Source organism: Desulfobacter hydrogenophilus (assembly GCF_004319545.1).
GTDB classification, from domain to species: Bacteria; Desulfobacterota; Desulfobacteria; order Desulfobacterales; family Desulfobacteraceae; genus Desulfobacter; species Desulfobacter hydrogenophilus.
This window is the reverse complement of record NZ_CP036313.1, coordinates 758646-778361: the sequence shown is the minus strand read 5'-3', so window position 1 is coordinate 778361 and position 19716 is coordinate 758646. Positions and strand designations below refer to the sequence as shown.

20 protein-coding genes and 3 pseudogenes are annotated in these 19716 nt (G+C 44.4%); 16 read left to right on the top strand and 7 right to left on the bottom strand.

Annotated elements, in window-relative coordinates; all coding sequences use genetic code 11:
• The first annotated feature begins 386 nt into the window (after positions 1-386).
• The 5 genes from modA (at position 387) to EYB58_RS03395 (ending at position 4831) form a co-directional block, all read left to right on the top strand.
• Complete coding sequence (gene modA / locus EYB58_RS03415; RefSeq protein ID WP_207309121.1) at positions 387-1085, top strand: molybdate ABC transporter substrate-binding protein; 699 nt, start codon at positions 387-389, stop codon at positions 1083-1085.
• Positions 1086-1877, top strand: coding sequence for an ABC transporter permease (locus tag EYB58_RS03410; RefSeq protein WP_111960276.1), 792 nt, complete (start codon positions 1086-1088; stop codon positions 1875-1877). It abuts the gene before it with no gap.
• Positions 1874-3037, top strand: a complete 1164-nt coding sequence (locus EYB58_RS03405; RefSeq protein WP_111960274.1) for an ABC transporter ATP-binding protein — start codon at positions 1874-1876, stop codon at positions 3035-3037. The genes EYB58_RS03410 and EYB58_RS03405 overlap by 4 nt, the downstream gene beginning before the upstream one ends.
• A 95-nt stretch (positions 3038-3132) precedes the next feature.
• On the top strand, positions 3133-3945 hold the full coding sequence (locus tag EYB58_RS03400; protein ID WP_242637541.1) for a DNA ligase: 813 nt from the start codon (positions 3133-3135) through the stop codon (positions 3943-3945).
• Between the two features lie 232 nt (positions 3946-4177).
• A complete protein-coding gene (locus tag EYB58_RS03395) occupies positions 4178-4831 on the top strand; it encodes an L-fuculose-phosphate aldolase (RefSeq protein WP_111960292.1) in 654 nt (217 codons plus the stop codon).
• A gap of 29 nt (positions 4832-4860) precedes the next feature.
• Here EYB58_RS03395 and EYB58_RS03390 read toward each other — a convergent pair whose 3' ends face one another.
• From EYB58_RS03390 to EYB58_RS03375, 3 genes and pseudogenes are all read right to left on the bottom strand, one after another.
• Positions 4861-5241: a response regulator gene (locus tag EYB58_RS03390; RefSeq protein WP_111960272.1), complete on the bottom strand. Its 381-nt coding sequence runs from the start codon at positions 5239-5241 to the stop codon at positions 4861-4863.
• A gap of 318 nt (positions 5242-5559) precedes the next feature.
• Positions 5560-6743, bottom strand: a pseudogene (locus EYB58_RS24665) (IS4 family transposase); the annotation flags it as partial.
• A gap of 60 nt (positions 6744-6803) precedes the next feature.
• Positions 6804-8234 (bottom strand): transposase, encoded by a 1431-nt coding sequence (locus tag EYB58_RS03375; protein ID WP_170299865.1) that lies wholly within the window; start codon positions 8232-8234, stop codon positions 6804-6806.
• A gap of 462 nt (positions 8235-8696) precedes the next feature.
• Here EYB58_RS03375 and EYB58_RS24660 point away from each other — a divergent pair.
• Positions 8697-9128 (top strand): annotated as a pseudogene (locus EYB58_RS24660) (sensor histidine kinase); the annotation flags it as partial.
• Complete coding sequence (locus EYB58_RS24560; protein WP_423201853.1) at positions 9126-9569, top strand: response regulator; 444 nt, start codon at positions 9126-9128, stop codon at positions 9567-9569. The pseudogene EYB58_RS24660 and the gene EYB58_RS24560, both read left to right, overlap by 3 nt.
• Before the next feature lie 17 nt (positions 9570-9586).
• On the opposite strand, the gene EYB58_RS03360 is transcribed toward EYB58_RS24560, so the two are convergent.
• The 4 genes from EYB58_RS03360 to EYB58_RS03345 all read right to left on the bottom strand — a co-directional run bounded on the left by EYB58_RS03360 (position 9587) and on the right by EYB58_RS03345 (position 12649).
• Complete coding sequence (locus tag EYB58_RS03360; RefSeq protein WP_163354604.1) at positions 9587-10336, bottom strand: energy-coupling factor transporter transmembrane component T family protein; 750 nt, start codon at positions 10334-10336, stop codon at positions 9587-9589.
• Complete coding sequence (locus EYB58_RS03355) at positions 10333-11076, bottom strand: energy-coupling factor ABC transporter ATP-binding protein (protein ID WP_111955130.1); 744 nt, start codon at positions 11074-11076, stop codon at positions 10333-10335. Before EYB58_RS03355 ends, EYB58_RS03360 begins: the two co-directional genes overlap by 4 nt.
• Positions 11077-11083: 7 nt before the next feature.
• Positions 11084-11608: a biotin transporter BioY gene (locus tag EYB58_RS03350; protein ID WP_111955132.1), complete on the bottom strand. Its 525-nt coding sequence runs from the start codon at positions 11606-11608 to the stop codon at positions 11084-11086.
• Positions 11609-11731: 123 nt separating this feature from the next.
• Positions 11732-12649 carry a biotin--[acetyl-CoA-carboxylase] ligase gene (locus tag EYB58_RS03345; RefSeq protein ID WP_242637538.1) on the bottom strand — a complete coding sequence of 306 codons (918 nt, stop codon included), beginning with the start codon at positions 12647-12649 and terminating at the stop codon, positions 11732-11734.
• Between the two features lie 258 nt (positions 12650-12907).
• Here EYB58_RS03345 and EYB58_RS03340 point away from each other — a divergent pair, with 258 nt between their 5' ends.
• The 9 genes and pseudogenes from EYB58_RS03340 (at position 12908) to EYB58_RS03300 (ending at position 19673) form a co-directional block, all read left to right on the top strand.
• Complete coding sequence (locus EYB58_RS03340; RefSeq protein WP_111955136.1) at positions 12908-13606, top strand: Crp/Fnr family transcriptional regulator; 699 nt, start codon at positions 12908-12910, stop codon at positions 13604-13606.
• A 249-nt stretch (positions 13607-13855) separates the two neighbouring features.
• Positions 13856-14086 carry a DUF1858 domain-containing protein gene (locus EYB58_RS03335; RefSeq protein ID WP_163354606.1) on the top strand — a complete coding sequence of 77 codons (231 nt, stop codon included), beginning with the start codon at positions 13856-13858 and terminating at the stop codon, positions 14084-14086.
• Between the two features lie 22 nt (positions 14087-14108).
• Entirely contained in the window at positions 14109-15287 is a 1179-nt protein-coding gene (locus EYB58_RS03330) for an FprA family A-type flavoprotein (RefSeq protein ID WP_111955140.1), read from the top strand.
• A gap of 27 nt (positions 15288-15314) precedes the next feature.
• Positions 15315-15467 (top strand): annotated as a pseudogene (locus EYB58_RS24390) (hypothetical protein); the annotation flags it as partial.
• A 264-nt stretch (positions 15468-15731) separates the two neighbouring features.
• Positions 15732-16157 (top strand): PAS domain S-box protein, encoded by a 426-nt coding sequence (locus EYB58_RS03320; RefSeq protein WP_111955142.1) that lies wholly within the window; start codon positions 15732-15734, stop codon positions 16155-16157.
• A gap of 134 nt (positions 16158-16291) precedes the next feature.
• Complete coding sequence (locus EYB58_RS03315; protein WP_111955144.1) at positions 16292-16843, top strand: NapC/NirT family cytochrome c; 552 nt, start codon at positions 16292-16294, stop codon at positions 16841-16843.
• A 44-nt stretch (positions 16844-16887) separates the two neighbouring features.
• Positions 16888-18279, top strand: coding sequence for a multiheme c-type cytochrome (locus EYB58_RS03310; protein ID WP_111955146.1), 1392 nt, complete (start codon positions 16888-16890; stop codon positions 18277-18279).
• A gap of 243 nt (positions 18280-18522) precedes the next feature.
• Positions 18523-19116, top strand: coding sequence for a CBS domain-containing protein (locus EYB58_RS03305; protein ID WP_111955148.1), 594 nt, complete (start codon positions 18523-18525; stop codon positions 19114-19116).
• A gap of 17 nt (positions 19117-19133) precedes the next feature.
• Complete coding sequence (locus EYB58_RS03300; protein ID WP_111955150.1) at positions 19134-19673, top strand: HPP family protein; 540 nt, start codon at positions 19134-19136, stop codon at positions 19671-19673.
• Positions 19674-19716: the final 43 nt, after the last annotated feature.

The window sequence follows — 19716 nt, the reverse complement described above, 5'->3', positions numbered from 1 at the left end:
GTAAAGCCAGGTAGAGTGAACACGTTTTTTTGTGTCCACCCTGCAACTGTCCGGTCAGAGCAATGGCTGCCGTTTGCCTAACAAATAGCCATATTTTTACAAATTTGTAGTATCATTACCCTTGCTTTACAAATCTGTATAATAAATACAAGAAATACCTATAAATATTAATGATACTTAAACTAATTATTCAGAATCGTTATGAAATTTTGTTTTTGAATATACCTATATGGCATGTTTCTTGAAATAACTGAGATGTTAGTTAGATAGAAACAGCGTTTGAATAAAATTTATTCAGATGGAAGGGTTGAAAAGGAGTTTACATGAAGACATTGAATAACTTCGGAAAATATAAAATCTTGATTTTATGCATATGGATTTGCCTTATGTCTTCCAATGTTTTTCCCCAAACCGAATCCAAAGAGATCCTTGTCTTTGCCGGAGCAGGGATGCGACTGCCGTTAAATGAAATTGGGAAAAAATTTGAAAACCAGTATAGGGTAAAGGTCCTGTATGATTTTGAAGGAAGCGGAAGACTGGGCAATAAGGTACTGGTTGGGCAGACCCCTGACGTCTTTATTCCGGGAAGTGATAAATGGGCAAAAATTTTAAAGAAAAACGGATACATAAAAAATTATACCCCACTTGCCTTTCACACGCCGGTAATCATCACCCCTGGGGAAAACAGCAATGTAACCTGTCTTAATGATTTTTCTAATCCAGCCAACAAAATCGTATTGGGAGATACCAAGGCCTGTGCCATCGGTGGAATTTCTACTAAAATATTTAAAAAAACAGGGCTCGATGAATCTGCGATGCATGTCAGGGCCAGGGGAGTTACCGTAAAACAGTTGGTGCTATGGATCGAAGGACGTAACGCCGATGCCGCCATCGTCTGGAAAGCCGATGCAGTCCAGTCCGGAAAGGTAAGAATTGTTTACATTCCCGAAGAAGATAATATTATCAATATGATTCCGGTTTGCCCGATGGCGGAAAATAACCCGGCGGCAACGGCATATGTCAATTATCTTTTAAGTTCTGAAGGCAAAGAAATCTTCAACAAACATGGCTTCAAGGTACAGTGAATGAAAGCGCTTTCCTTTGATTTGATTATTTCGCTCATTGCAGGTATTTTCGTATGCTTGGTTGTGCTTCCCATGGTTGCCCTGTTCACCACGACCTCAGTGGCGGAATTGGCAAATCAGTTCAGGTCTTCAGAAGTTTTGTCGGCGGTCATTATCAGTTTTCAAACATCGCTGACCGTGGTTTTGCTGGCATGCTGTTTAGGCATCCCGGTTGCCTATTTATTGGCAATGAAAGATTTTAAAGGCAAGGTCGTACTCGATACGCTGGTTGATCTTCCCATTGCCGTTCCTCCCTTGGTTGCCGGCTTGGCCCTGTTGGTTCTTTTGGGAGGAAACAGTCCACTGGGCAGCATGCTTTCCCATCACGGTATTGAGCTGATTTTTTCAAAAAAAGGAATCATCATCGCCCAGCTCTTTGTCTCAAGCCCCTTTTTGATCAAATCCGCCCGGGAGGCGTTTGAGTCCATCAATAAAAATGTAACTCATGCCTCCTGGGTTCTTGGTGCGTCAAAGTTCTATACCTTCAGAAAAGTCATGCTCCCCCTGGCTAAGAATGGCATTTATGCGGGAATGGTCATGACCTGGGCAAGGGCTCTGGGGGAATTTGGCGCCACGTCTATGGTTGCCGGTTGCATTCCTTTGAAAACGGAAACCATGACGGTCGCCATTTATCAGAATGCCATGTCGGGCGAACTGAAGGCCTCAATTGCCATTGCCCTGCTTTTAACTGTATTTTCTTTTACTTTGCTGCTGATATTTAAATCAAGGGCCAAAAGAAGGGATGTCCTATGAAAATTGAACTCAAAAAGATTCTGAAAACCTATAAAAATCAAACCGTGCTGGAGAATTTGAACTTGCAGGTCAATAGGGGAGAATCTCATGTTCTGCTGGGACCCAGCGGCAGCGGTAAAACCACCGTTCTTTCCATAATCGCCGGTTTAGCCAAACAGGATAAGGGCGATGTTTTGATCGAAAATCAAAACGTAAGCAGCCTTTCGCCGGATAAAAGAAAAATCGGCTTTGTTTTTCAAGACTATGCCCTGTTCCCTCACCTGACCGTTTTTGAAAATATCGCTTACGGTCTCAGGATTAAAAGGATTGAAAAAAGCAGGATTGAAAAAAGAGTGGGGCATTATTTAAGCAGAATAAACATCGAAAAAGAAAAAGATAAATTCCCCCACCAGTTAAGCGGAGGACAAAAACAACGCGTGGCCCTGGCCAGGACCCTGGTTACCGAACCGGAAATACTTTTAATGGATGAACCGATGAGCAGCCTGGATCCCCTTACCAAGGAAAGAATAGGGGAGGAGCTGAAAAGTATTCAGCGGGAAATGGGAATAACCACAATCTATGTAACCCATAATCAGGAAGAGGCTGTTTCATTGGGAAACCGTGTTTCAGTACTCCATCATGGAAAGATAGAGCAGGGAGAGGCCCCGGATGAATTGTTTTCTCATCCCAAAACCGAGTTTGTCGCCCATTTTGTAGGGGCAAACAACATTCTAAACGTCTCGCTCGTTGAAATCAATCCCTGTGAAGCAGTCGTACGCCTTTGTAATGAGGGTGTTGAGCGGTCGGTTGAGATCAGGGTCAAAAAATATCCTATTCTTGAAAAAAAGCTTAAAGATATCAACCTGTGCATTCATCCTGAAAAAATTATGTTGAAAAAAGAAACCGACCCTGTTAATGGCAAACTGAATCGAATCAAGGGGCGAATCGTCAACGAGACAGGCAACGGCCATGGCATAAAAACCACGGTCGATATTGGTGGGATGATGCTTCAGGCAGTGGTACCAAAATATCCTTTTGATTTTAAGCTGTACGAAAATGTGTGGGTCTGCTTTTCGCCGGATGCGCTTCACCCCTTGTGCGGCAAACGGTGCAGATCTCCGAAAGCCTTTAGAGCCTGTTTAAACATAAATGAATCTGCGGTCCTAAATATAAAAGGGTGATGCCGATATTTTTAATTTCCAAATCAAACAAAGTGAGGGGCTTAATGCCGGATTTTGCCAACTATCCTTATTGTAAAATTATCAGGATATGGTTAATGGGAACAATGGTAAGCCTCTTTTTTTGTACGCTTTGCCAGGCAAAGGATTTATATTTGCAGAAGGCCCGGTCATATACCGGAAAAGAAGATATTAAGGGCTGGGTAATGAGCGAAAAATTGGATGGGATAAGGGGGTATTGGGACGGCAGCCGCCTGTTGACCCGGAAGGGGCTGCCCCTTAATCCGCCGCCATGGTTCATCAAAAATTTTCCTGCCTTTGAATTGGATGGTGAGTTGTGGAGTAAACAAGGGGATTTTGAGTTTATCCAGTCTGTGGTGCTCGATGCTAAGCCTGGCCCGGGGTGGGAAAAAATAAATTACCATATTTTTGAAGTGCCCAACCAGAAGGGGACATTTTTGCTTCGGCTTGACAAGGCAGAAGAATGGTTCAAATCCTATTCTGCTCCCCATGTCAGGGTGATTCCGCAGATTTTGATTCAAGATAGATCTGATTTGGACCGTTTTTTGATTGAAGTGGAATCAAGGGGCGGTGAAGGCGTTATCGTAAAAAATCCCAATATATCCTACCACACGGGCCGAAGTGCCCATGTTTTCAAGGTAAAAAAATTCCGGGACATGGAAGGCCTTGTCATTGGTATTAACAAGGGAAAGGGAAAATATGAAAATGCCATGGGCTCACTTACGTTGAAACTGGAAAACGGCGTTATTTTCAAATTAGGGACCGGGTTCACGGATCTGGTTCGGAACACCCCCCCTGCCGTTGGGACAACAGTGACGTTTAAATATCATGGGTTCAGTAAAAACGGGGTGCCGAAATTCGCCTCTTTTTTAAGGGTCCGGGTAGACTAGGAGCGCAGATTAAATAAATTGGGCAAAAAATCATTTTTCCAATAATTTGGGGAGCCGTGTCTTGACTCTTCACCGGCCAGCATGTACTGCATAATATTAAAACAGTAGCAGATGATATGGCAGAAAAAAGAAAGTCTGTTTATAAGGATTTGGCAGACTACATCCAAAGGCAGATCAAAAACGGGATACGGACTTTCTCGTAAGAATATGGAACCTTTTTATGGAGGCGTTTATGGAACTGGAAAATGAAAGAGAAGCTATTGTGCGTTTTGGTCTTAAAATGGTGGCGTCTGGTCTGACCACGGGGACCGGTGGGAATTTAAGTATTATTGACAGGTCTTCGGGAAAGGTAGCCGTCAGTCCCAGCGGGGTCGAGTACGCGGCATTACAGCCCCATGAAGTTGTTTTCACAGATATGCAGGGAAATGTCATAGATGGAGATGCCAAGCCTTCAAGTGAGCTTGGGTTTCATCTCTCCCTTTATCACCGGCGTAAGGATGTACAGGCTGTTGTCCACACCCATTCCCCCTATGCGGTTACCATGGCCTGTCTGGGATGGGAAATTCCGGCCGTTCATTATCTTGTTGGGTTTGCAGGGAAAAAAGTGCCCTTGGCGCCCTATGCCACATTCGGCACGCCGGAGCTGGCTGAAATAGTAGCCGAGCATATTGGAGATTATAACGCTCTGCTGCTTGCCAATCACGGACTTGTGGCCGTCGGCAGCAGCATAGACACGGCCTTTGCCATTGCTGAAGAAATTGAATTTGTCGCCCGGATTTATTATCAGACCAAAAGTATTGGAAATCCCATCATCCTGACGGATGAAGAGATGGACACCGTGCTTGAGAAGTTCAAAACCTATGGTCAGGAAAAAATGGAAGAATGATCCTTGATAACATTTTTCACAGCTAAAATTTACGGTCCTAACATTTTTTTAATTGTATTCTCCAGTTTTTCAATGCATGTCACCGGCTTGCTAAAAACCTGATCTATAGCATTGGGGAGGCAACGAATTTCTTCCGATGTTTCATATTCAGGTGAGCCTGTACAGATGACAAAAATCATATCAGGATATTTTTTTGATGCGTTCCTGATAAACGTCTCCCCGTCCATTCCGGTCATACGAATATCTACAATGGCAGCGGAACAGGTCTGAGTCTTAAGCAGTTCAAGCGCGGCTTCACCACTTTCCGCGTCAAAAACAAGCCAATCCCGGTCTTCAAAATAGTCAATAAAACTCTGTCGGATATAGATTTCATCATCAACGATTAATATACTTTTTTTAATTTGTTTCATGGTCCTTCACTCGCCGGCCTAATCCTTCACGAATGGCCAATGTTAAGGTTTGTATCGGGACCGGTTTGTGGAGATGTCGGCGAATACCCATTTTAGCAGCGTTCTTTTCAGTAAACGTTTCATGAAATCCCGTGCAAAGGCTTACCGGTATATCCCATATTGGAAAGCATTTGCCGGGTGGAATCCAGAATACCTTGTTCATCATCAACGAGCAGAATATGTTCCGTTCCCTCTAATTTTTTTATACTGTATTCCGGTTTTGTGCATTTATCCAGGGCGTTGTTAAATATTATTATCTCAACTTTCGGAGGAGTAAATTTATACCCCCAATAATTCCTCAGGCCTACTTGAAAAACCGAAATACTTGAGAGCTTGGCCCATTACCTGATCAAGCATCACTTGAACCATACGCTCGGTAAAATTAAATAATTGCCGAATATTTATCAAAGCTAAACGCATGATCCGCTCCAAAGAAACCATAAAAGACAAATTGGTCATCTCATCGTTACAGGCCCTGAAGAGCTCCCCGAATGATCTCTGATCCATACATTGCCGCTGATAAAGGCTGAGAATATTATACCTGGCAATAACCAGAGATGTATGGCCCACAAGGCCATCGTAATTTCGAACTTGTATTTCCTTCACCAATTTTAAGTGCTGTTTGCACATTTTGAAAAAGACCTCTATATCCCAACGTTTGCCGTACAGACGAATGATTTCTTCATTAGGAAGGGCCAGATCTGTCGACAGGAGTGCAAGCCAGCCACGTTTTTTATCACAGGGAACAAAAATGATTTTTGCCTGCTTGCCGTTGGAAAGAGTAACAATAGCTTGGGCTTTGACCTTTGCTCTTCCTCGTTTTTTCTTCAATTTTCCATAGAGTTCGGACAGCCTAAGCTTTTTGCCTTGATATTCATAAAGCCATTTTGGATGATCTTTCAGCATGCATATGACGTGTATGTATTCCCGCAAATTTGCGATTGCTGACGGCATCGAAAACCAACTGTCCATTAAAATATACTTAGCCCGGACACCCATATCAAGGGCTCTTTTTACCATCGGTACGAGATGGCCGTAGATTTTGTAACCGCTTCCTGGCGACGATGATATCCGCAGGTCCTTTTATCAATATCAGGATTGATTTCATTGTATCGATTCTTTTTGTCTGCAGATGATAAAAGGGCAAAATCAAGTCCAAGAAAGCTGTTACCGTCAGACCAGCCAAGAGTCAGCATCCGGAATCCTTTGATGTACTTCATATCTGTATGATCAAACACCCGGGATAAAAGCTCGACTTTTTTAGAACGGTTTCTGCTATAGGTAGAATCGTCAAAAATAAGAACTTCTTCGGAAGAATCATCAAGAAGCTTTCTGATGACAAAATAAATCCGGCGGCAAAGATGAAGGGTAAACCGCCGCCAGTTATATGTCGGAGAATTCAGAAAATTGTAAACAGCGTCCTTATCGACTTTAATCTTTTTGTTTTTCACAATGCCCTGGTACTCGATGATCCAGTTTTTAAAAATTGACATGAGACCTCGCTGGCAGTTATTATCCCCATGCTAACAGAATGCTTTGTATTTTAATGATGGGGCGGATTGATAATTCCCCCAAGAATTTAGATTCATGTGCTTTTGAGAATCGTTTGCCTTTACAAAATGCTCTTTTAAAAATACCGAGATCTGCTTGAAATGGGATTCTGGGTCATCACTATGAATGATTTGTTCGACAAAGGATAAGATGCAGTCAACTTTGACGGTGTCACATAGGCTGCCAACAGTTCTTGCGTGCAGTTTGTTATTTATCGAGGCCACCTGGTCAGGATGAAGCAGGAGACAATGATCAACCAACAGACTCAGGGTCAAACTTCTGTAAGACCCGTCTTCATCAGGTTGTTTGGTCAAATTTCCCCAGCCTTCATTCGTCTTATGGTCTTGAATAAAAACCTCTACTAACCATCTGAGTGTAAATGCGTCTATGATATCAGGATATCGCCAGGTCAGATCCGAAGCGGCAAGATACCGATAGTCCTTTTCTCCAATGTATTTTATTGCAATGACAAATCTTTTTTTCTTATGAGCACACACATGTATTCTGGCACTTTTAATGAGTACAACAACCTCTTTACCTCCACGTACATGTATGGTCTTTTGAATTGGTTGAATATTTTTAAAATATGTTTCAACTGATTTTTTATCGCTCTTGAGTAAAATATTTTGATTGTACCTTATTTGGCTGATAACTTGGGCGTTTCCTGCAATTTTAGACGCTTCATCCATGAACTCAGCATTCCCATATAAGGCATCTGCAACAATCGCTTCTATTTTTATTTCCGGGTGTTTCTCTACAAATATTTTTAAAAGAGCCTTGGCAATCATTGGAATGGTAGGATATTCTTCTGAGCGCACCGGTTTTTTTGGGCGTTCTGATTTTGGTACGCCAGCCTTTTTTAATCTTTTATCCTCCTTGGTCCATTCGCTGATTTTTGGATCAGGAATATGAAAGGCGTAGCCAATTGGAAAGCTGAGTTTTGGTGTTATCAACACCAAAAATACTAAGCCTTGCCCCATGCAAAAACCACCCGTTGATTTGTCTTTTATTTTGTGGACTCCAAAAATTTTTGTTGTGCATTTACTACGCTTTTTATCGGAATCATCAATACTGACAACACCTTTGGTAATGCCATATACTTTGAAAATAATTTTAAGGCTGAGATGAAACAGATGCTCCCAAGCAATTTTAGAATGGCGAAACATCCAGGAAAGAGCTGTAGTTTTATACAATCCCACACTGATACGTGAAAAAGCAGCCCAATTGATGCTGCTGGTCAAGATGATTCCAGTGATGCAGAAACCCAGCCAGAATTTTTGTGATTTGCTTAAGGTCATTCCTGGGGATGACTGTGTTAATTCAGTATTCAGTGAATCAGTATACTTTTCAACAAACGGCAACAGCTTATTTATTAACACATCCGCCTCATTCCTTATTTTCATAAATGAGGTGTTATACTGCAATTGAACTATTGTATTCAAATAACATTTATTTTACTCTGCTCATTGAAGGCTGGCCAACCGATGAGTGAGATATCAGTTTGGAAAATTGGTATTATAGCATCGACTTGACCAGCCTTTGCATTTTTCAATACTGATTACCTGGTCTTCCCTCAAAAAAACTGGATCATCGAGTTTTAACGATTCCTGATTGATTCAATAACGTACCAATTTTGAATTTTGTAAAAAAATCACTGAGTACGCCAATCTGTTCTGAATTTGTTATTTGATTTTGTAGGTCGGTAAGGGTAGTATTCATTTTGACGAATTTCCTTTGTTTGAAATGTTTGTTTAGTGGTAAACGAAGCATATCATATAAAGTGAAATTCGTCAATTAATATTGCAAATTCAGTTAGTTATAGTCTCATTCGCTGCTGTTTTTAAGCACCGAAAGTTGAGCCCTTAATTATAGAAGCTCTCAATCTCTTTAGATCAATAACGCCAACGAATATTCAATTCAAGATTGATCTATATGATGGTGAAGATTATATATGGGCAAATCCATCCAAAATTTATGAAATTATTATGAACCTTTGCACAAACGCTTTTCATGCAATGGAGGATACTGGTGGTATGTTGACCGTTAAATTAGAAAAGTGTGAACCTGATTCTGATTTAAATTTACCGGATGGTGAATACTGTTGCGTTACTGTGAGTGATACGGGTGTTGGCATTCCAAATGAATTATAAGAAAAGATATTTGATCCCTACTTTACAACAAAAGAACAAGGTAACGGAACGGGGTGGGGCTTATCAACGGTATATGGCATCGTCAATAATTGTAATGGTGATATAAAACTTGAAAGTCGGGTTGGAGACGGTGCTACATTTAGAATATTTCTCCCCATCATACAAAGTAAAGTAAAATCAGATCAGGAAATACAGTCAGGAAATGTAGTTGTAGGAAATGAAAAAATATTATTTGTTGATGATGAAAAACCAATTGTAAAATTTGCAGTTCGAGTCCTTGAAAGAATTGGTTATAGTGTTACAGGCACCACAAGTAGCAAAGAAGCATTGGAAGTTTTTAAATCAAACCCAAACAAGTTTGACATTGTCATTACCGACATGGCAATGCCCCATATGGTTGGAACTGAACTGGCGAAAAAAATATTGGAACTTCGTCCAAACATTCCCATTATTATATGCACCGGTTTTAGTGATCAGGTCGATATGGAAGCAGCAAAAGCTATTGGAATAAAAGACTATGCAAATAAACCAATACTCACCAGTGATTTTGCTATTAAAATAAGGAATTTGCTTGATCAAACTACATAGGATTGAATATGCTATGGTCAGCCGATCAGCAGCATCCCGGCGGAAAAAATAAGTGTCAGTCCCACGATCCAACCTTCTTTCCCATTAGGGGAAAACTGTGGATCTGTACGGTTTTCACTGTAACACCGGGCCTGCATGGCAAGGCTTAAGTCATCTGCGGATTGAAATGTTTTTTTCAGCAGGGGCCAGGACAGGTTAATCAGTCGTTGCAAAGGATTTTTCCTTAAATTGCCGCACCGGGCATTGACGGCATAGGTCACTTCCCTGGCATTATCAAGGATCAAGGGCATGAATTTGAGGGCCAGACCCGCCATAATCGCCACTCGTTTTTCAGGAATAAAAGGAACGGGTTTGAAAAACCACTGAACAGCCGCTTTGATTTCCATGGACCGTGTGGTGGCCGTCAACATAAGTCCTAGCAGCATGACCTCCAGAAATCGTAACGAAACCAGGCTACCGGAAGTAAACCCTTGGCGGGTCAGACTGAATCCGTACAGGGTCACCATGGAATCGCCGGGCGTGCCTGCCCACCGGCAGAAAAATATCAGTATTAAAAACAACAGAAAGGTTTTCAACTGCGTTAAAAGCCTTGCCGGGCCCAACCCCAACGTTTTCAGTATAACCATTAAAACGCACAGGCAGAGAATATTTCCCGGCAATCCCGTTTTTAATACAGCCAGGCTTAACAGACAGACCAAAAGGCATTTGCACCGGACATCCAGGGTATGCCATACGGTGTTACCGGAATGATAGGAAAAAAGTGTCACAAGGCCCACGCCTGTGCCATGGGGGTAAACGGATTTTTTACGCCATATGATTCAAGGCAGGGGGCAAGTGAAACAGGGTCGCCTTCTGCCTTGATTCGTCCTTTGTCCATGACCATCATTTTCGTGGCAAGCGTGATCACCGGTGCCACATCATGAGTTGTCATAACTATGGCATGACCGGATTGGTGCAGCTTTTGGCACAGTTTGACCAGGGATAAAATAGAAGGATAATCCAGATTGGCAAAGGGTTCGTCAAAAATAATAAGGTCCGGTTCCATGACCAGGATGCCGGCAATGGCCAGACGCCGTTTTTCGCCGCCGGAAAGGGTGGCAGGATTTCTGTCTCGTAAATGACTCAAGTCGAGCATATTAAGGGCGATAGACACCTTGTCATTAATTTCTTCCCGGTCCATGTTTAAATTTTCAGGGCCAAAGGCAATTTCATCAAACACGGAATCTGCGATGATCTGAGTATCCGGGTCCTGGAACACCATGCCGATTTTTTTGCGGGCAAGGGTCAGGTCTTTTTGAATGTCCTGTCCGTTGAGCAGAATCCGGCCGTTATCCGGCATCAGCAGACCGTTGAAGTGGCGGATCAAGGTGGTTTTTCCGCATCCGTTTTTTCCGGCAAGTACAATAAAATCATCCCGGGCCACGGTCAGACAAATGTCAAATATGCCTGTATCCCCCGAACCAAAGGCATGGGTCAGATGGTCTGTTCTCAGTAATACCGTTTCCATAAAACGCTTAAAATTTGACCAGAGGCCGAAGTTTTCGGGCGATGATAACCGCTGCCACCATTTTAAGTACGGCCCCGACAAGGAAAGGATACATACCGACAGCCAGGGCTTTGCTCCAGGACACAGCCAACACCCATTTCAACCAGGGTACCCCGAACATATAAATCACCGCCATTCCCAACATGATGGCCACACAATCCAGGACCAGGCTTTTTTCAGCGCGCCCGGATATGACCGCGGTAAGAAATGCGGCAGGCAGATAAGACAGAAGATATCCGCCAGTGGGGCCGAACACTTTTCCAATACCCGAGGTGCCGCCGGCAAATACCGGCAGTCCGACAAATCCCATGAGCAGATAAACCGCCACGCATCCGGTAGCCCAGGCCGGCGGCAGGATCAAACCCGCCAGAAGCACAAACATGTTTTGGAGTACAATGGGAACAGGGCCCACAGGTATGGCAATCATTGCGCCAATACTGATCAGGGCGATGAAGAGGGCCGAATATACAATTGGTTTTACAGAAACATCCATGGATTTATCTTCTATTTAAATACGGTTATTCAAACATTTCAACGTGCTGTTAACTTCTTGGCACGTTTTGTTCCGGGTTGAGCCTGGGGGGAGTGGTCGATCAAGTTTGCCCATGGCTGTTTTTCAGGCATGAAAACAATCGCCATAAATAATTTTTCGGGTGATGCCGTCTTGGCCTTTCACAATGAGGGCTCCGGTGTCATCCACATCCAGGGCCTTGCCTTCATAAATCTGGTCATGGGTCTGGACCCGGACTTGGGTGCCGATGGTGGCGGTCCGATCCTTCCACCGGCGGATGATCCGGGCCGGATCAACGGCTGTAATCCGGGATTCAAGCAGATCCAGGAACCGGACCAGGATTTGTTTTTTGGAAACAGATCTTCCCAGGGCTGTTTTCAGGGAAATGGCCTGGTATTGATCTGATTCCGGTGCATTGTTCACATTAAGGCCGATGCCCAGAAACAGGAAATTAACCATATCTGCCCGGGTTTCTATTTCCGCCAGCATGCCGGACAGCTTGCGGCCCTTGAGCAGCAGGTCATTGGGCCATTTAACGCGGACATCCAGGTCAAATAGGTCGGACAGCACTTCGGACATACAGGCAGACGCGGCAAAATTCATGGTCCACGCCAGGGGCGGCGGCAAATCAGGCTTGAGGATCAGGGTAAACCAGAGCCCGCCTCGGTCAGAGTCCCACGGCCTGTTCAATCGCCCCCTGGAGGCTGTCTGGACTTCGGCAATAACGCAGCTGACATGCGGTACACCTTGCCGGGCCATTTTCCGGGCCTGGTCCATGGTAGAGTCAAGTTCCGGGAAATGAAAAATTCTGTCCCGAAGGTGCGTTGGGAAACAAAAGGGATACAGCAGGTTATCGGCGTCCTGAAGTTTATACCCCGTTGGCAGGGCCTCAATATTCACGCCGGCTTGTTTTAACGCTTTAATGTGTTTCCAGACCGCCACCCGGGAAATTCCGGCCGCTTGACTGATTTTGACCCCGGACACAGGTTCACCGTCCGACTGGTATAAAATCTTAAGAATCATTTGCCTTTTATCCGGCAATACTTGGTTAACCTTCATGGTGAGTGTTGGTTAACAGAGAATTCAGGCCTGGGTCAAGCAAAATTTTTTTGATAAGCGCGGCTATTATATCACACGGCAAGAATTTCTTTACTGTTTTACAATTTGGGTTTTTAGGCCTTAAAACCCAAATTCCCAGCTGGCTTCTTCTTGACATATCATCTGCTCCTGTTAAAACAAATGAAGTCTAATAATAAACGACTCAATCCACATGGACCCCTTATGCATACAATGCCAAATATTTTTGCTAAAACTGATCTGTCAGAATGTTTCAAAGATCTTGCCGACCAGGAATATGAAGATGTATTAAAAAGCGGATGCAGGGTAATCATACCCCAAAAAAATATTCTGTTTCATCAAGGCGATCCGGCTGTAAATGTTGTACTGGTGAACCGGGGCCGGTTAAAATTGACCAAACTCAACGAGCAGGGCAAAGAGGTCATTTTCCGCTATATCAGTACCGGCGAATTGACAGCCGCAGTGGCGGTCCTTAAAAATTGGGATTACCCGGTCACTGCTGAGGCAATCGAAAAGACCGAGGTCACCTTGTGGGACAAACCGACAATATTGCAACACATGCAAAAATATCCTGCTGTCACAGCCAATCTGCTAAACACCATTTTGGAACGTATTGATGATTTGCAGAATCGCTACCTTGAAGTGTGTACCGAGCATGTAAATCAGCGGGTTGCACGTACCCTGCTGCGAATCATGAGGCGGGCCGGGACAAGAACCCGGTCGGGGATTCAGATTGATATTCCCTTAAGCCGTCAGAATATTGCCGACTATGCAGGGACCACTTTATACACCGTCAGCCGCACCCTCAGTACCTGGGAAAAAAGAGGCTGGGTAAAATCCGGCCGGGAACAAATTATCATCACCGATCCCCATTCCCTGAACAAATTTGCCGAAATCGGATGAAAATATGTTATTTTGTTTGTTCGGCTGGTTGTAATTTTTTATCATTAGTAAAAATAGTTTTCCATTGTTTGCGCCAGAGCAAAGAAGCCGTCTTAAATAAGGTTTATTCCTGTTTTCACTATGAACGATTAAGGGCCAGGAATTGAGTCTAACGTTCAACCGTTATTACGGGTAGCGCTGAAGTAAATGTCCAGGTGCTCTGGGTTTCTGACTTTCAGGGTATGGCTGTTATTTAAAAGGAAAATGATTTTGAACAGTCCTGAGTTACAGAACATCACGATCAAAGAATTGATAGACCAACATCCGACGCTTATCAAATTATTTATGAACATGGGGCTGCTTTGTATCGGCTGCCCGGCAGAGACCTTTCACACAGTGACGGATATTGCCGGAGAATATGGACTTAATCTGAATCATCTGGTCGATCAGATTAACAGGGCCATTCAAAATACAACCATATCAACAAATTCAAGAACATAAACCATAAAATAGGAGAAACCGTATGAAAGCACGAAAGATCAAAGAAGACGTGTACTGGATGGGGTCAGTGGATTGGGACAGTCGGCTGTTTGACGCCCTTATTCCCCTGCCGGATGGGACCAGTTACAACGCCTATCTTATTAAAGGCAGTGAGAAAACAGCATTGATTGACACGGTTGATCCCCCCATGGCCAAAGAATTCATGGCCCAGTTAGAAGGGGTCAAAAATATCGATTACATCGTCTCAAGCCACGCGGAACAGGACCATTCAGGAACGATCATGCAGGTCCTTGAAAAATATCCCAATGCTAAACTCATCTCCACGCCCAAGGCCAAGGACCTTCTCAAGGATCTTTTGAATATCCCGGAAAATTTTTTCGTTTCCATAGAAGACGGGGAGACACTTTCTTTAGGGGATAAAACCCTGAAATTTATTTTTACCCCCTGGGTTCACTGGCCTGAAACCATGGTGACCTTTCTGGAAGAGGACAAAATTTTGTTCAGCTGTGATTTTTTTGGTTCCCATATTGCCTCAAGTGACCTGTTTGTTACGGATCAGGGCCGGGTGTATGAGGCGGCCAAACGGTATTTTGCCGAAATCATGATGCCCTTTAGAAGCATCATTAAAAAAAATATGGAAAAGCTGGCCTCCTATGACATTAAAATGATCGCCCCGGGCCACGGCCAGATATTTCCCGATGCCGGTTTTATTCTTGATGCATATAAAAAGTGGACAAAGGGAGCCCCCAGAAACACCGTTGTTATCCCCTATGTATCCATGCACGAAAGTACAAGACTCATGGTGGAGCACCTTGTGGGTGCCCTGGTGGACAAGGGGGTCAGGGTGGAACAGTTTAATCTGGCTGTCACCGATATCGGAAAACTGGCCATGGCCCTGGTGGATGCCGCCACCATTGTTGTGGGAACCCCCACCATCCTGGCCGGCCCTCATCCTTATGCCGCCTATGCCGCATTGCTGGCCAACGCCCTGCGGCCCAACACAAAGTTCCTCTCTGTGGTGGGCTCCTATGGCTGGGGTGGAAAGACCGTGGATACCCTTGCCGGGATGATTCCCAACCTTAAGGTGGAGGTAATTGACCCGGTTCTCTGCAAAGGCGTTCCAACCGCAAGTGTATTCGATGCTCTGGATGATCTGGCTGGTGCCATAGCCCAAAAACACAAAGAAAATGGCTATACATAAAAGCAACCTGTTTAATTTTATCCAAACCTGCTTTTCCTCGGGGTCAAGGGCATCCGCCTTGGCCCTACACTTCCGGCATTTCTGTCTCCGGATGTAGTCAAAGTGCTGGTGGAAAAATTTGACACCAAGCCCATTGATACGGTGGACGAGGATATTGCAGCCATGATGGCCGGCAATTAATCCTGCCTGAACGATAAATTCGGTCTAAGACTTGCCAAATCTATCCGAATTTTATACATTGGATTTACTTTTAAGAATAGGTACTCTGCCCGACATACAGGCGCATTACGAAGCAAAGCTTCTGCCGTAGTTAAAAAAAATTTACACCCACTACCCGGGACCACCGAAGTTCCCGATACACTTAGCCTATGGGCGATGAGCTTAATATTATAGTGCCAGGTGGTAGGATTTCAACAACCCACACTTTGCGGAGTTGATGTAAATATGAACGACGGATTCATGGACAGCCTTATAGAACAAAATCCCGATGCAATGATATTTGCCGATACAGAAGGGACGATACGTGTATGGAATGTGGCGGCTGAGCGTATTTTTGGATTTACCAAAGAGCAAGCAATCGGATCAAACTTAGACATCATCGTCCCGCAAAACTTACGAAAAGCCCATTGGCGAGGATATGAGCAAGCGATGCAAAGGGGGGACACAAAGTATGTTGGGAAGTCCTTGCCTACGAAATCTTTACATGCAGACGGGTCTGTCATTTACGTTGAACTGGGTTTTTCTATTGTTTTAGATTCCGCAAAGAATGTGATTGGGGCGTTGTCAAGCGCGAGAGATATTACCACGAGATATAAGAAAGAACGGGAGACTCAAAAGAGGTTGTCCGAGTTAGAGAATGCTCAGAGATAAGAATTCCAGGTGGCCCCGGTTATCTATGTGGAAAAGATGTTAAAATTTTTGAGAATCAACATAAATTATACCTGGAAGCTCGGGCAATTTTATTTCGAGAATAAATTTTTATATGTTAACAGGTGAGGTTTAAAATGAGAAAAATGATCAAACCTTTAATTTTTGTCTTCATCGGCATTATTATCGCTTTTCCTGTATTTAGCCTGACCTACTATACAATGGCGAGAACATCAACGCCTGGATTCTGCGCATCCTGCCACGAGATTCAACCCGCCTTTAACGCGTGGAAAACCTCTACCCATGTAAACAACGCCCAGGGATTTGTCGCGGATTGTATGGACTGTCACCTGCCTGCCCCGCAGGATACAATGAACTTTTTCTATACAAAGACGATCCACGGCATCAAAGATGTATTCGTCCATTTTGCCTATGGGACCTATGACCGGGAAAAGAGCCGTGAGCACGCCTATGAAACATTTAAAAATGCACAATGCCAAAAATGTCACCGAAATATTTTGAATATCCCGGATAAAAGGGGAGCCATGCTGGCCCACCGGACAGTTCTATACCCCAAAGAAGGTTATGAAAAAAAATGTGTAGACTGCCATAGGAATCTGGTTCATGTGGACAGTGAAATTTATAGGTATAAACAAAAACAGGCACCGTATAGAGGATTGGGGATTTAGTTTTTACGACCTTGTAACAGTTACAAATAAAATAAGGGGATACCATGAAAAGAAAATTGAGTGCACTGCTGGCGGGTGTATTTATCACCGGCATATCCGCATCCACGGTTTTATGTTCGGATGTCCAGATGAATATACCAAAATCAAAAGAGTTCAGGATTGAGCGGTCCATGTCACCCGAGGCCATGGCATGTATCGAATGTCATAAAAAACAGCACCCGGGCATCTTTTCTGACTGGGCGGCCAGTCGTCATGCCAGCGCCAATATTACCTGTTACGACTGCCACGCTGCCGAGGCTCATGATCCGGATGTCAGTCAATCTCATTTTAAAGAGTACGAGGCAAACGATACTAAATACGGGCAAAAAAAATACATGGTTCCGGTTTCTGCGGTGGTCACCCCCAAAGACTGCTCCCGGTGCCATCCGGATGAAGCAACGCAATACAGCAAGAGTAAACATGCCAACACCCTTGAAATTATCTGGAAAATAGATTCCTGGCTCAACGATGGCATGACCAGTGAGTTTGAGCGGGTAAACGGCTGTTACCATTGCCACGGCACCATTTTAAAATTAAAAGACAAAGAACTTGATCCGGCAACTTGGCCCAATGTCGGTGTGGGACGGATAAACCTTGACGGCAGTAAAGGCAGTTGCACAAGTTGCCATACAAGACATCGTTTTTCTGTTATGGAGGCCAGAAAACCCCAGGCCTGCGGACAATGCCATCTTGGCCCGGATCATCCCCAGATCGAAATTTTCACAGAATCAAAACATGGTGACATTTACGATGCGTTTGGGGATGACTACAACTGGACCGCCGCGCCGGGAACCTGGACACCTGGTGTTGATTTCAGGGGACCGACCTGTGCCTCATGTCATATGTCCGGTGCCGGCAGTGTAATGACCTCCCATGATGTCACCGAAAGATTATCCTGGGAATTGCAGGCCCCATTGACAGTCAGACCCGAAGACTTCAAAGCCCTTCCAGCCCAGACAAATTGGCAGGAAGAACGAACTAAAATGCAGGAAGTCTGTATGCAGTGTCACGGAAAAAGGTGGACCGAATCCCACTACAGTCAGATGGATCAAACCATCGAAGAATATAATGAAGTTTATTTCAAACCGGCTAAAGCCAAACTTGACGAACTCTATACAAAAGGCCTGCTTGACAAGACCCGTTTTTTTGACGAGCCCCTTGAGGTGGAGTACTATGAGCTATGGCACCACGAAGGACGCCGGGCAAGGATGGGCGCTGCGATGATGGCCCCGGACTATTCATGGTGGCACGGATTCTATGAATGCAAAAAACGCTTAAATGCGTTCATGGAAGAAGCCAACCACCTGATTGAAACCGGTAAAAAATCCTATAAAGCAGAAAATTATCCCAACGCCACCGGCAGCACCACAAAACCACCTGAAATTTTTAAACAATAGTTAACGCAAAACGCTAAACGCTAAATGCCGCCGCTCAAATTAATTTGAGCGGCGGCATTTTTTATTGCTTAAAAATTTTTCGTGAAAACTTGATCTATGTCAATGCATTGCCGGCCAGAATTACCCATATTCTTAAAACAAGACCAGAAGCGTTTGCAAAGATACGCTTGGGCAATTAAAAAATTATTTACCCGGGATTTGAATTAATAATAGAGCTTTGAAGCAAACAGCAAAAGGAGATATATGAACTTCAGTCGTATCAATGAATGCTTTCAGACCATCACAGACGAAGATGTACTGGAGGCGATGAGGGAAATCCCCGGATATCTGGATATTACGCCGTCTGACTTTATAGAGGTATACCGGATCGCTTTTGATCATGCGGTTAACCGTATTAAGACAGCTATCCTGGCAGAGCATGTGATGACTCGAACGGTTGTTTCCGTCCTTGAAGATGCCCCGCTTTTGGAGACCGCTGTCCAGATGCGGGATCACGATATTTCTGGTATGCCGGTGCTCAATGAACAGGGCGCTGTGACCGGCGTCATATCGGAAAAAGATTTTCTGTCCAGAATGACTGAGAAAAAAGACCCGTCGTTCATGCAGGTGCTGATTCAGTGTATGGATGACAGCTGTTGCCTGGCCCGGTCCCTTAAAACGCTGAAGGTCCGGGACATTATGTCTTCGCCGCCCGTTACTGTCCACAAGAGCTTCAAACTGCTGGACGTGGCCAACCTTATGGACCGGAGGAAGATTAACCGGGTACCGGTGTGTGAGGACCACAACATTCTGGTAGGGATCATTGCCCGGTCAGACCTTGTCCAGGCCATGTGCTGATAAAAAGGAGACTGACAATGATACCTTATTTTAAAAAAATGGCCGGCGGCGGGCAGCGTCCTCCCAAAGTAAACCTCAGCGAAGTATTCTGGTCCTGGTTAGGGGCTTTTCTGGGAATCACCCCGGTGGCCTATTTAAACTACAATCTGTTATCCGGAAATGATTTTGTTTATATCATCGGCTCATTCGGTGCATCAGCGGTACTGGTCTATGGCGCAGTCAGAAGCCCTTTGGCCCAGCCCAGAAATCTCATCGGCGGCCATCTGCTGTCCGCCTTTGTGGGCGTGGCCTGCTGGCAGCTTTTCCATCCCTTTCCCTGGTTTGCGGCAGCCTTTTCCGTTGCAACGGCCATTGCCCTGATGCACGTCACCCAGACCCTTCATCCCCCCGGGGGGGCCACAGCCCTGATCGCTGTGATCGGCAGCGAAAAAATACACGAGTTGGGCTTCTGGTACATGCTGGTTCCTGTAGGAATCGGCGTAGGAATTATGCTCATCGTCGCTTTGGCCATCAACAATATGGCAAGCAGAAGAAAGTATCCAGAGTTCTGGTTTTAACTTCAATTTTCTGGTGCGCGAGATTCAGCGGGGATTCGCTCCC

Excerpts from the sequence above, each read along its gene's own strand:
- modA (WP_207309121.1), top strand. The coding sequence starts at position 387 with ATGTCTTCCAATGTTTTTCCCCAAACCGAATCCAAAGAGATCCTTGTC.
- EYB58_RS03410 (WP_111960276.1), top strand. The coding sequence starts at position 1,086 with ATGAAAGCGCTTTCCTTTGATTTGATTATTTCGCTCATTGCAGGTATT.
- EYB58_RS03405 (WP_111960274.1), top strand. The coding sequence starts at position 1,874 with ATGAAAATTGAACTCAAAAAGATTCTGAAAACCTATAAAAATCAAACC.
- EYB58_RS03400 (WP_242637541.1), top strand. The coding sequence starts at position 3,133 with ATGGGAACAATGGTAAGCCTCTTTTTTTGTACGCTTTGCCAGGCAAAG.
- EYB58_RS03395 (WP_111960292.1), top strand. The coding sequence starts at position 4,178 with ATGGAACTGGAAAATGAAAGAGAAGCTATTGTGCGTTTTGGTCTTAAA.
- EYB58_RS03390 (WP_111960272.1), bottom strand. The coding sequence starts at position 5,241 with ATGAAACAAATTAAAAAAAGTATATTAATCGTTGATGATGAAATCTAT.
- EYB58_RS03375 (WP_170299865.1), bottom strand. The coding sequence starts at position 8,234 with ATGAAAATAAGGAATGAGGCGGATGTGTTAATAAATAAGCTGTTGCCG.
- EYB58_RS03355 (WP_111955130.1), bottom strand. The coding sequence starts at position 11,076 with ATGGAAACGGTATTACTGAGAACAGACCATCTGACCCATGCCTTTGGT.
- EYB58_RS03350 (WP_111955132.1), bottom strand. The coding sequence starts at position 11,608 with ATGGATGTTTCTGTAAAACCAATTGTATATTCGGCCCTCTTCATCGCC.
- EYB58_RS03345 (WP_242637538.1), bottom strand. The coding sequence starts at position 12,649 with ATGATTCTTAAGATTTTATACCAGTCGGACGGTGAACCTGTGTCCGGG.
- EYB58_RS03340 (WP_111955136.1), top strand. The coding sequence starts at position 12,908 with ATGCATACAATGCCAAATATTTTTGCTAAAACTGATCTGTCAGAATGT.
- EYB58_RS03330 (WP_111955140.1), top strand. The coding sequence starts at position 14,109 with ATGAAAGCACGAAAGATCAAAGAAGACGTGTACTGGATGGGGTCAGTG.
- EYB58_RS03320 (WP_111955142.1), top strand. The coding sequence starts at position 15,732 with ATGAACGACGGATTCATGGACAGCCTTATAGAACAAAATCCCGATGCA.
- EYB58_RS03315 (WP_111955144.1), top strand. The coding sequence starts at position 16,292 with ATGAGAAAAATGATCAAACCTTTAATTTTTGTCTTCATCGGCATTATT.
- EYB58_RS03310 (WP_111955146.1), top strand. The coding sequence starts at position 16,888 with ATGAAAAGAAAATTGAGTGCACTGCTGGCGGGTGTATTTATCACCGGC.
- EYB58_RS03305 (WP_111955148.1), top strand. The coding sequence starts at position 18,523 with ATGAACTTCAGTCGTATCAATGAATGCTTTCAGACCATCACAGACGAA.
- EYB58_RS03300 (WP_111955150.1), top strand. The coding sequence starts at position 19,134 with ATGATACCTTATTTTAAAAAAATGGCCGGCGGCGGGCAGCGTCCTCCC.